This window comes from Streptomyces sp. NPDC046197, assembly GCF_040646295.1.
Lineage (GTDB): Bacteria > Actinomycetota > Actinomycetes > Streptomycetales > Streptomycetaceae > Streptomyces.
In genome coordinates, this window is sequence record NZ_JBEYZY010000029.1 from 85,612 (window position 1) to 97,154 (window position 11,543).

The window sequence follows — 11,543 nt, forward strand, 5'->3', positions numbered from 1 at the left end:
CTCGTACGGCGGATCGTTGATATAGAGGCATAAGCTCCCACAAATGGGCCCCTTGGGTTGGCGTTTCCGGGGGGCCACCCAATTCCTATGAGGAAGGGCACGGCCGCCGCACGTGAGGGACACGAAAGAGAGCCGGCTGCTCCTGGTGCTGCTGATCGCCATCGCGTTCGCGCTGATCACGGTGGACATTCGCGGCGGGCAGAACTCCCCGGTGGACGGCGCCCGGCAGGCCGCCGCCACTGTCTTCGGCCCGATCGAGAACGGCGTGTCGGCCGCGGTGAACCCGGTCGGCAACGCGGTGTCCGCGGTCCGCGACTCCGGCGAACGGCACGACCGCCTCGCCGCGCTGGAGAAGGAGAACGCGGCTCTCAAGGCCAAACTCGGCAGCAGCGACCGCAATCGCAGCCGTCTGGCGCAGCTCGACAAGATGCTGAAGCTGGCGGGAAACGGCCAGTACGGCATCAAGGGCGCCGAAGTCATCGCCATAGGAGCGGCGCAGGGCTTCTCCTGGACCATCACCATCGACGTCGGCGCCAACGACGGCATCAGGCGCGACATGACCGTCCTCAACGGCGACGGACTGGTCGGCCGGGTCACCACCGTGGGCCCCGACTCCTCCACCGTCCTGCTCGCCAACGACCCCGACTTCACCGTGGGCACCCGCATGGAGGGCAGCGACGAACTCGGCTTCGCCTCCGGCCAGGGCGACCGCCCGCTGCGGGTGCAACTGCTCAACGCCAAGGCGGACGTGAAGAAGGGCGACCGCCTGGTCACCTTCGGCTCGCAGGCCGACAAGCCCTTCGTGCCCGGCGTGCCGGTCGGCGTCGTCTCCCGCGTCGACCCCTCCGGCGGCGACCTGACCCGCACCGTCTACGTCACGCCGTACGTCGGCTTCACCAAGCTCGACATCGTCGGTGTCGTCGTCGAGGCCCCGAAGAAGGATCCGCGCGACGAGGTCCTGCCGCCGAAGCCCAAGCCCACCCCGACACCGACGGTGACCGTGACCGTCACGCCGTCCGGTGGTGCGTCCGCCGGTGCGTCTCCCGGCGCGTCCACCGGCGCACTCGCAGGCGGGCAGCCCACGGACGCCCAGTCGACCGACAGTTCGCCCACCGACGCGCAGTCCACCGACAATCAGCGGCAGTAGGAGCTCTACATCCCATGCGCTTCAACCGGATCCTGCTCTCCACCTCGCTGGTCGTCGTCGCCCTGGTCATCCAGGTGAGCGTGCTGTCCCGGCTGCACCTGCCCGGCGCCGTCCCCGACCTGCTGCTGCTCACCGTCCTCGGCCTGGCCATGGTGTACGGGCACGTCGGCGGCGCCCTCATCGGCTTCGGCGCGGGTCTGCTCGCCGACCTCGCCCCGCCCGCCGACCACGCCGCCGGCCGCTACGCCCTCGTGCTGTGCGTCATCGGCTACCTGGCCGGACTCGTCAAGCCGGAGAGCGGCCAGGTCAAGTCGGCCACCGGGTCCATGGCCGTGGTGGTCGCCGCCGCGCTCGGCTCCACGCTGCTGTACGCGGGCGTCGGCGCGCTCGTCGGTGACACCGCCGCCCGGCACGTCGGCCTGGTCAGCCTGCTCATCACCGCCGCCCTGTACGACCTGCTGCTCGCCCCCTTCGTCGTGCCCGGCATCATGGCGCTGGCCCGGCGCGCCGAGAACGATCCCCTCGCCGACACCGGCTCCGCGTCGAGGAAGGCCACCGACATCTCCTCCGGCTGGCTCTCCTCGGGGACCGGCCTGCGCGTCGGCGGCCAGCGCGGCGCGCTGGGCGGTCTGAGGACCAAGGCCCGCACCCGTACCACCCGCGTCGGCCGCATCAAGGGGGTCAAGCGGCTGTGACCAGCAGGGAATTGGCCGCCGCCCGGCCGCGCAGCTTTGCCCCAACGACTCGTCCACCATCCGAGAGGGGGAGGCAGCCGCAGTGACCGCCCAGCCTTCGCCCGCCACCGCCCTTCCGACGAATGGGCCTCGCCCATGACCAACATCCCTGAGACCGGACGGACCCCACGGGTCCAGACCCGGCTCGTCGTCATCCAGATCCTGGTCCTGTCCCTGCTCGGCACCCTCGGCGGCCGTCTGTGGTACCTGCAGATCCGGCAGGGCTCCGAGTACCAGAGGGAGGCCTCCGGCAACCACGTCCAGCAGGTCGTCCAGCCCGCGGTCCGCGGCTCGGTCCTGGACGCGCGCGGAGTGGCGCTCGCCGACAACGAGACCCGGCTCGTGGTCTCGGCCTCCCGCACCGACCTGCTGAAGCAGAAGGACGGCGGCAAGGCGGTCCTCAACAAGCTCGCCGGCGTCCTCGGCATGGACCCCCAGGAGGTCCTGCAGAAGGTCCGGCTGTGCGACGCCAAGACCCCGCAGCCGTGCTGGAACGGCTCGCCGTACCAGCCCATCCCCATCACCGACGAGGCCACCCCCAAACAGGCCCTGCAGATCCGCGAGCGCTACGAGGACTTCCCCGGCATCACCGCCGAGCCGGAGGCCGTGCGCCGCTACGCGGCCCCCGGCAAGGCCAACACCGCCCAGGTCCTCGGCTACCTCTCACCGGTCACCGACAACGAGATCCAGCAGGCCAAGAACACCAACTCGCCCTACCTGCGCTCCGACATGGTCGGCCGCTCGGGCCTGGAGCGCCAGTACGACAAGGAACTGCGCGGCAAGGCCGGCGTGACCCGTTACGAGGTCGACAACCTCGGCCGCGTCATCGGCAAGGCCAGGTCCGACGCCGCCGAGCCCGGCTCCAACCTGGTCACCAGCATCGACGCCCGGGTGCAGCGGGTCGCCGAGTACCAGCTGGACGAGGCGATGAAGGCCGCCCGGCAGCAGTTCGACAAGATCACAAACGAGAACTACAAGGCCGACTCCGGCGCGGTCGTGGTGATGGAGGCCAGGACCGGCCGCATCGTCGCCATGGCCTCCGCCCCGACGTACGACCCGAACGTCTGGGTCGGCGGCATCTCCGCCAAGGCCTACAAGCAGCTCACCGGCAAGGACTCCGACTACCCGCTGCTGAACCGGGCCATACAGGGTCAGGCCGCACCCGGCTCGACCTTCAAGGTGGTCTCCACGGCCGCCGCGGTGGAAGCCGGCTACGACTTCAACGGCCGCTACCCGTGCACCAGTTCGTACTCCGTCGGCAGCCAGGTCTTCAAGAACTTCGAGGGCGAGAACTTCGGCCCCATCTCCCTCGGCCGGGCCCTGGAGGTCTCCTGCGACACCGTCTTCTACGGCCTCGCGGACAACGAGTGGAAGAGGGACGGCGGCATCAACCCCAAGAAGGGGCAGCCCAAGGACTACTTCTTCAAGGCCGCCCACCAGTTCGGCCTCGGCAAGGAGACCGGCATCGACCTGCCCAACGAGGTCACCGGCCGCGTCCCCGACCGCCAGTGGAAGCTGGACTACTGGCGCGCCAACAAGGACGCCTGGTGCAAGTCCGGCAAGAAGGACGGCAGTTACGTCGAGAAGATCGCCTACGAGAACTGCCTCGAAGGCAACAAGATGCGCGAGGGTGACGCGATCAACTACTCCATCGGCCAGGGCGACACGCTCGTCACCCCGGTCCAGGAGGCCGTGATCTACGGCGCGGTCGCCAACGGCGGCACCATGTACACCCCGACCATCGGCAAGGCCATCGTGAGCGCCGACGGAAAGAAAGTGCAGGAGATCAAGCCGAAGGTGCAGGGCAGACTGCCGGTCAGCCAGGCGACCCTCAAGGGCATGGACGACGCCTTCGCGGGCGTCGTCACCCGCGGTACCGCCGCCTGGAAGTTCGGCGGCTGGCCGCAGGACAAGATCGCGCTGCACGCCAAGACCGGTACCGCCGAGGTCTACGGCAAGCAGACCACGTCCTGGCTCGCCACCTACTCCAAGGACTACACGGTCATCATGACCATCGCCCAGGCCGGTACCGGTTCGGGCGCCTCCGGTGAGGCCGTCCGCAACATCTACAGCGCCCTGTACGGCGTCCAGGCCGACGGCTCCATCGACAACAAGAAGGCCCTGCTGCCCACCCCCGAGAAGAGCCTGCCGAAGATCCAGCCCGACGGCTCGATCGCCGCCCCGAAGATCTCCGACGACCCGGCGGCGGACCAGCAGGCCTCCAAGAAGAACGACTCCGCCCAGGGCGACCAGCAGACGCCGGCGGCCACCGCGCCGCCCACCACGGGCAACAGCAACACCCGCAGGCGACAGAGGAAGGCGCGGAGCCGGAGGATGCTCACATGACCGGTGCGAACGGCTTCTCCGTCTCCGGATACGGTCCCGAACGGGCCGGCTGGACACGCATCTTCGCCCGCGACTCGCTGGCCCGCCGGCTGGACTGGCCGATGCTCATGTCCGCGCTCGCGCTGTCCATGATCGGCTCGGCCCTGGTCTTCTCGGCCACCCGCAACCGCACCGAGATCAACCAGGGCGACCCGTACTACTTCCTGATCCGGCACGTCATGAACACCGGCATCGGGCTCGCCCTGATGATCGGCACGGTCTGGCTCGGCCACCGGGCCCTGCGCAACGCCGTGCCGATCCTCTACGGCGTCTCGCTGTTCGGGGTGCTGCTGGTGCTCACCCCGCTCGGCGCCACCATCAACGGCAACCGCAACTGGATCGTCTTCGGCGGCGGCTTCTCCCTCCAGCCCTCCGAGTTCGTGAAGATCACCATCATCCTGGGCATGGCGATGCTGCTCGCCGCCCGGGTCGACGCGGGCGACAAGAAGTACCCCGACCACCGCACGGTCCTGCAGGCGCTGGGCCTGGCCGCCGTGCCGATCCTCGTCGTGATGCTCATGCCGGACCTCGGCACGGTCCTGGTCATGGTGGTCATCATCCTCGGCGTGCTGCTCGCCTCCGGCGCCTCCAACCGCTGGGTCTTCGGCCTGCTCACCGCGGGCGCCATCGGCTGCGTCGCCATATGGCAGCTGCACATCCTGGACCAGTACCAGATCAACCGCTTCGCGGCCTTCGCCAACCCCAGCCTCGACCCCGCGGGCGTCGGCTACAACACCAACCAGGCCCGCATCGCCATCGGCTCGGGCGGCCTGACCGGCGCGGGCCTGTTCCACGGCTCGCAGACCACCGGCCAGTTCGTGCCGGAACAGCAGACCGACTTCGTCTTCACGGTGGCGGGGGAGGAACTCGGCTTCGTCGGCGCGGGCCTGATCCTCTTCCTGCTCGGTGTGGTCCTCTGGCGCGCCTGCCGCATCGCCCGCGAGACGACCGAGCTGTACGGCACGATCGTCGCCGCCGGGATCGTCGCCTGGTTCGCCTTCCAGTCCTTCGAGAACGTCGGCATGACCCTGGGCATCATGCCGGTCACCGGTCTGCCGCTGCCCTTCGTCTCCTACGGCGGATCGTCGATGTTCGCGGTATGGGTGGCGGTGGGGCTGCTGCAGTCGATCCGGGTGCAGCGGCCGATGTCGGCGTAGGCCCGGGGCGGTGTGTGGGCCCGGGGCGGTGTGGTGCGCCGGGCGGTGCGGGCGCTTCGTGGCGCGGGTCGGCCGGGCACCGGACCGGCTGACTCGCGCCGACCGAGACGGTGTGGGCCGTAGGACCCACTGCCGTACCCGGCCCCATGCCACTAGATTCGGTTCATGGCGGACACCAAACGTGAGATCGAGCGGAAGTACGAGTCCGACGAGAGCGGTCTGCCCGACCTGACCGGCGTCGGTGGGGTCGCGGCCGTCATCGACAAGGGTGTCGCGGAGCTGGACGCCGTCTACTACGACACCGCCGACGAACGCCTCGCCGCGGACGGGCTCACGCTGCGCCGCCGCACCGGCGGCTCCGACGCGGGCTGGCACCTGAAGTTCCCGGTCGCCCCGAACGTGCGGGACGAGGTCCGCGCCCCGCTGTCCGGCGGCATACCGGCCGGCCTCGCCGGCCTCCTGCGCTCCCGCGTCCGCGGCGCCGAGCTGCTGCCGCTGGTCCGGCTCCGCTCCGAGCGCGACGTCCGCCATCTCGTCGACGGCGACGGCCTGCTGCTCGCCGAGGTCAGCGTCGACGCCGTACGGGCCGAGCGGCTGACCGGCGACGGCGGCGCGGCCCAGTGGACCGAGATCGAGGTCGAGCTGGCCGACGGCGGCGACCCGGCGTTCCTCGACACCGTGGAGAAACGGTTGCGCAAGGCGGGCGTACGCCCCTCCGCGTCCGCCTCCAAGCTCGCCCGGGCCCTGGCCGACACCGCGCCGGACACCCACCCGCAACCCGCCCGGCACACCCCGGTCACGGCCGGTGATCACGTCCTCGCCTACCTGCGCGCCCAGCGCGACGTCCTCGTAGAGCTCGACCCGGCCGTACGGCGGGACGTGTACGACTCCGTACACCGCATGCGTGTCGCCACCCGCCGGATGCGCAGCGCCCTGCGCACCTACGGCAAGGTCCTGGACCGCGCCGTCACCGACCCCGTCGGCGAGGAGCTGAAGTGGCTCGGTGGCGAGCTCGGCCTGGACCGCGACCAGGAAGTACTGACCGAACGCCTCACCGAGGACCTCCACGGCCTGCCCAAGACGCTGGTGCGCGGCCCGGTGCGCGCCCGGCTGCGCACCTGGTCGAAAGCCCGGCGCGGCGGATCGCGCCGCCGGCTGATCGCCGTCCTGGACGGCAGGCGGTACCTCGCCCTCCTCGACACGCTGGACGCGCTGCTCGCCGACCCGCCGCTGCGCCCGGCGGCCGCCGGCAAACCGGCCAAGGTGATCGTCAAGGCCGTACGGAAGGACTACTCGACCCTCTCCGGACTGCTCGAACAGGCTCTGCAGCTGCCCCCCGGCAACGACCGCGACCTCGCCCTGCACGAGGCCCGCAAGAAGGCCAAGCGCACCCGGTACGCCGCCGAGGCGGCCACCCCCGCCCTCGGCGACCCGGCGACCGGCCTGGTCAGATCCGCCAGGACCCTGCAGGGCCTGCTCGGCGACCACCAGGACAGCGTCATGGCCCGTGAGGCCCTGCGCGGACTGGCCGCCGAGGCGCACGCGGCACAGGAGAACGCGTTCACCTACGGGCTGCTGTACGGGCGGGAGGAGCAGCGCGCGGCGGCCGTGGAGGCCGAGCTGCCCGCGACCTGGGCGGCGATCAGGGAGACGACCGCCCTCTGACGTCCGGGCGTGAGGGGCAGGCCGCCGACCGGGTTACGCTTGATGGTCACCCCTGTCAGCTCACGAAGGTCCGTTGAGATGCCTGCCGAAGCCGCCGAGGCTGTTGAATCGGTGTTCCCGCAGCTCGAAGCACTGCTCCCGCACGTGCAGAAGCCGATCCAGTACGTCGGCGGAGAGCTCAACTCCACGGTCAAGGAGTGGGACTCCTGTGACGTCCGCTGGGCGCTCATGTACCCCGACGCCTACGAGGTCGGCCTGCCCAACCAGGGCGTCATGATCCTCTACGAGGTCCTCAACGAGCGGGAGGGTGTCCTCGCCGAGCGCACCTACAGCGTCTGGCCGGACCTGGAGGCGCTCATGCGTGAGCACGGCGTCCCGCAGTTCACGGTGGACAGCCACCGCCCGGTGAAGGCTTTCGACGTACTGGGTCTGAGCTTCTCCACGGAGCTCGGCTACACCAACATGCTCACCGCCCTGGACCTGGCCGGCATCCCGCTGGAGTCGAAGGACCGCACGGCCGACGACCCGATCGTCCTGGCCGGCGGCCACGCGGCCTTCAACCCCGAGCCGATCGCCGACTTCATCGACTGCGCGGTGATCGGTGACGGCGAGCAGGCGGTGCTGGAGATCACCGAGATCATCCGCGCATGGAAGGCGGAGGGCCGACCCGGCGGCCGTACGGAACTGCTGTTCCGCCTCGCGAAGACGGGCGGGGTGTACGTGCCGGCGTTCTACGACGTCGAGTACCTCCCCGACGGCCGCATCGGCCGCGTCGTCCCCAACAAGTCGGGCGTCCCGTGGCGCGTGTCCAAGCACACGGTGATGGACCTGGACGAGTGGCCGTACCCCAAGCAGCCCCTCGTCCCGCTGGCGGAGACGGTCCACGAGCGGATGTCCGTCGAGATCTTCCGCGGCTGCACGCGCGGCTGCCGTTTCTGCCAGGCGGGCATGATCACCCGTCCGGTGCGCGAGCGCACGATCACCGGCATCGGCGAGATGGTGGACAAGGGCCTGAAGGCGACGGGCTTCGAGGAGGTGGGGCTGCTCTCGCTCTCCTCGGCCGACCACAGCGAGATCGGCGACATCGCCAAGGGCCTGGCCGACCGCTACGAGGAAGACAAGATCGGCCTCTCGCTCCCCTCCACCCGGGTGGACGCCTTCAACATCGACCTGGCCAACGAACTGACGAGGAACGGCCGCCGGTCCGGCCTGACCTTCGCGCCCGAGGGCGGCTCCGAGCGCATCCGCAAGGTCATCAACAAGATGGTCTCGGAGGAGGACCTGATCCGCACGGTCGCCACCGCCTACGGCAACGGCTGGCGCCAGGTGAAGCTGTACTTCATGTGCGGCCTGCCGACGGAGACCGACGACGACGTCCTGCAGATCGCCGACATGGCCACGCACGTGATCCAGAAGGGCCGCGAGGTGTCGAGGTCGAACGACATCCGCTGCACGGTCTCGATCGGCGGCTTCGTCCCGAAGCCGCACACCCCCTTCCAGTGGGCCCCGCAGCTGTCGGCCGAGGAGACGGACGCGCGTCTGGAGAAGCTCCGCGACAAGATCCGCGGCGACAAGAAGTACGGCCGCTCGATCGGCTTCCGCTACCACGACGGCAAGCCCGGCATCGTCGAGGGCCTGCTCTCCCGAGGCGACCGGCGTATCGGCGCCGTCATCCGCGCGGTCTACGACGACGGCGGCCGCTTCGACGGCTGGCGCGAGCACTTCTCCTACGACCGCTGGATGGCCTGCGCGGACAAGGCCCTGGCCCCCTTCGGCGTGGACGTCGACTGGTACACCACCCGCGAGCGCACCTACGAGGAGGTCCTCCCCTGGGACCACCTCGACTCGGGCCTGGACAAGGACTGGCTCTGGGAGGACTGGCAGGACGCCCTCGACGAGACGGAGGTCGAGGACTGCCGCTGGACGCCGTGCTTCGACTGCGGTGTCTGCCCGCAGATGGACACGGCCATTCAAATCGGCCCGACCGGCAAGAAGTTGCTGCCGCTGACGGTCAAGAACGCAGGTCCGACGCCTGCCGCGAGTGGTCACGCGCACTGACGTGAGCGGGGCACTCGATCGGGTGGTTGAGGCGCTGGCGGGGGTGAGCGAGGAGGAGGTGGCGGCTGCGCCGGCTGCGGTCGGCGCTTCGGTCCCTCGCCCGTCGGCGCCGCCGGCGTCCTGTCGGACGCCGTTGCCGGGCCCTGGAAGTACCCCGTACATCGTTTCCGAGGTGGAGTGGGTCTGAGGGGCCTGCCCGGCTTGCGTGACTGCTCGACCCCGAGCCTTTTTTTCCTGATGGGAGGGGGCTCGTAGGTGGGCGATGGCATGCGTCCGCTCCCAGCAGCGGTTCACCGTGCTCGGCGACGCCGGCCTGGTCGCCACCACCTGGAACTGCGTGAGCGGTCAAGCGGCTGGACGGCAAGCGCGTTTGGTGGGATTCCCAGCGTGTCCAGTCGGGACAGGAGCTCTGTTTCCTGCTCCTGTGTGACGGCAATCCACAGGGAGGTTCCCGAGTCACTGGCACTGAAGACCAGCCGCTCCCGCCACCAGCCTTCGGCGTGGATCGTGTACGGGACCAAATCCAACAGAAGTTCGAACTGTGCGTCGTCGCGGACGTCCATGTCGATGCCCATCCCGGGATCCGCACGCCGGGAGCGAGTGCCATTGGCCGCCGCCTCCTGGGCCAGGGACAGCGCGTGTTCGTATGAGTGCAGCACTGCAGGTGGCCAGGCATCGTCGCTGTAGGCGTCAACGTGGGCTGCGTCGATGCCGGAGCGCAGAACGCGAAGCGCCTCGCGATGAATCAGCGCGACGTCCGAAGGGCTTAGTCCGTCCACGAGTATGAGTTCACGGCCCGAGCGCCCATCCTGGTTGATCACACGCATGACCTTCCCACAGGCAGTGCGCGTAGTGCTCCACGCCGGAGGGAGAAGCGGCGCTTGTCAAGACTGCGCGCGGCGGCTGACACCAGAGGTTGACACCAACAAGCGCGAACAGCAGCGATCAGCGCCGGACCTCACTGGACGATCGGCCGAGGCGCAGGCCCGGTTGGCCGACGTCGGTGGTCCCCCGGGATTGACCTGATAAGGATGAGGCCAGACCTCAAAACTTTGACCTCGTACGGGTGCCGTCCCCGCTTCGGAACGGCGCCCATCGCCTTGACTCGGTCATTGAAACTCCCGGCCAAAGTCGCTACACCGACCGCGTGGGCAACCCAGCCAGTGTCAGTCCCTGTCGCTAGCATCGCGGCAGTCTCTGGGGAGGAAGCATGGGTTACTCTGGCGATTTTGTCCTGGTGCGCAGCAGTTCTTCGTTGCCGGACCTGCCTGTATTCGACGACCCGGAGTGGTGCATCGAGGAGCGTGCCGATTACTTCCACGAGTGCCGGCCACGCCCCGGGGGCTGGCAGACGCTGCAAGTGAATGACTATCTGCCGGAGAACGACGACGACCGGTGGCTGCACCGGCTGGTCACAGCAACTGGCTCGCCAGTCATGATCGCAAGCGTCATGGACAGCGATGTCTGCTACGTCCGCGGCCTCACTCCGTCCGGGGTGAGATGGTCGACCTTCCTTGATCCGGTGATGGCTGCCCACTACGAGGTGTCGGTGTCGCCGCCTTCGGAGGATGAGGCGCCACTGGGGGAGACCGACAAAGAGGGGAGGGTCCGCTGGTTGCTCGCGGATGTGCCCAAAGCAGCGGAGCAGATAGCAGTCTGGGCGGCTGAGGGCGGGTTTACCGCAGATCGGGAAGCACTGCGTACGGTCCTGACCAAGAGGGCGGACCCGTTCGTGGAAGACCTCTTCTTTGAACTGGTCGATGCCTGCGGACTGCCGTCGGCCCAGCCTGACCGGGAAGATCCCGCAGTCCCGGACCCCCCTGCGCACCCAGGCCACCGCCCCGAGCAGAACTGCCCACGCGGCGCCAGACTGGAAGCAACTGTGTTGAACCTTCCCCGTGACGGCCACCTCGTGTTGCAGTGCGCCGCGGAGGCGGACTGCTACGCCCAGGTCTGGCTCCGGCCTGACGGCACCTACCAGCTCGAATACCGTGATCGCAGTCCTACCGAGCACTATCAGACACGGACACTCTCAGCGGACAAGGTCATCGCAGCCCTGACAGGCTGGGCAGCGGGCGAGATTGCCTGGCGGGATGCCTTCCAATGGAACTCGACCGGCTCCTGGTTCAGCGATTCCTAGCCGAGCTCGCAATCGGACCGGAAGCCACGAAGAGTTCGGAGCTTGGGGCCATCTCCGGGCCGTCCGAAGCGTAGGACGGAAGGGCCAGCAGTTGCAGGGGTTCCAGCTGGGGAAGCGTCACCGCCAGGTCCCGGTTCAGAAGGGCGAGAGCCTGGTCCCACACTAGTGCCGCATCAGACAACGTTCGCCCTGTCGTGACGCGTCGCGGGGTTTGCTGCGCCGGGCGCCGTCGGACGGCGAGAATGATCAGGTGGCTG

At 69.2% G+C, this 11,543-nt stretch carries 8 protein-coding genes; 7 read left to right on the forward strand and 1 reads right to left on the reverse strand.

Translation table 11 applies throughout. The features are described 5' to 3' along the window. Window positions 1-112: 112 nt before the first annotated feature. The 6 genes from mreC (at window position 113) to AB0A61_RS31350 (ending at window position 9,146) form a co-directional block, all read left to right on the forward strand. Window positions 113-1,147, forward strand: a complete 1,035-nt coding sequence (gene mreC / locus AB0A61_RS31325) for a rod shape-determining protein MreC (RefSeq protein ID WP_361299709.1) — start codon at window positions 113-115, stop codon at window positions 1,145-1,147. A gap of 14 nt (window positions 1,148-1,161) precedes the next feature. Continuing rightward, a complete protein-coding gene (gene mreD, locus AB0A61_RS31330) occupies window positions 1,162-1,842 on the forward strand; it encodes a rod shape-determining protein MreD (protein ID WP_361299712.1) in 681 nt (226 codons plus the stop codon). A 135-nt stretch (window positions 1,843-1,977) separates the two neighbouring features. Next, window positions 1,978-4,227 carry a penicillin-binding protein 2 gene (mrdA, locus tag AB0A61_RS31335; RefSeq protein WP_361299715.1) on the forward strand — a complete coding sequence of 750 codons (2,250 nt, stop codon included), beginning with the start codon at window positions 1,978-1,980 and terminating at the stop codon, window positions 4,225-4,227. Then, window positions 4,224-5,423, forward strand: coding sequence for a rod shape-determining protein RodA (gene rodA, locus AB0A61_RS31340; protein WP_361299718.1), 1,200 nt, complete (start codon window positions 4,224-4,226; stop codon window positions 5,421-5,423). The genes mrdA and rodA overlap by 4 nt, the downstream gene beginning before the upstream one ends. A gap of 165 nt (window positions 5,424-5,588) precedes the next feature. Further along, window positions 5,589-7,088, forward strand: a complete 1,500-nt coding sequence (locus AB0A61_RS31345) for a CYTH and CHAD domain-containing protein (protein ID WP_361299721.1) — start codon at window positions 5,589-5,591, stop codon at window positions 7,086-7,088. 78 nt (window positions 7,089-7,166) lie between these two features. Then, window positions 7,167-9,146, forward strand: coding sequence for a TIGR03960 family B12-binding radical SAM protein (locus AB0A61_RS31350; protein WP_361299724.1), 1,980 nt, complete (start codon window positions 7,167-7,169; stop codon window positions 9,144-9,146). A gap of 290 nt (window positions 9,147-9,436) precedes the next feature. On the opposite strand, the gene AB0A61_RS31355 is transcribed toward AB0A61_RS31350, so the two are convergent. Further along, entirely contained in the window at window positions 9,437-9,967 is a 531-nt protein-coding gene (locus AB0A61_RS31355; protein ID WP_361299727.1) for a hypothetical protein, read from the reverse strand. A 389-nt stretch (window positions 9,968-10,356) separates the two neighbouring features. Between AB0A61_RS31355 and AB0A61_RS31360 the strand changes: the two genes are divergently transcribed. Then, window positions 10,357-11,286 carry a hypothetical protein gene (locus tag AB0A61_RS31360; RefSeq protein ID WP_361299730.1) on the forward strand — a complete coding sequence of 310 codons (930 nt, stop codon included), beginning with the start codon at window positions 10,357-10,359 and terminating at the stop codon, window positions 11,284-11,286. Window positions 11,287-11,543 lie beyond the last annotated feature (257 nt).

Coding starts and splice junctions, on each gene's coding strand:
- mreD (WP_361299712.1), top strand. CDS start 1,162: ATGCGCTTCAACCGGATCCTGCTCTCCACCTCGCTGGTCGTCGTCGCC.
- mrdA (WP_361299715.1), top strand. CDS start 1,978: ATGACCAACATCCCTGAGACCGGACGGACCCCACGGGTCCAGACCCGG.
- rodA (WP_361299718.1), top strand. CDS start 4,224: ATGACCGGTGCGAACGGCTTCTCCGTCTCCGGATACGGTCCCGAACGG.
- AB0A61_RS31345 (WP_361299721.1), top strand. CDS start 5,589: ATGGCGGACACCAAACGTGAGATCGAGCGGAAGTACGAGTCCGACGAG.
- AB0A61_RS31350 (WP_361299724.1), top strand. CDS start 7,167: ATGCCTGCCGAAGCCGCCGAGGCTGTTGAATCGGTGTTCCCGCAGCTC.
- AB0A61_RS31360 (WP_361299730.1), top strand. CDS start 10,357: ATGGGTTACTCTGGCGATTTTGTCCTGGTGCGCAGCAGTTCTTCGTTG.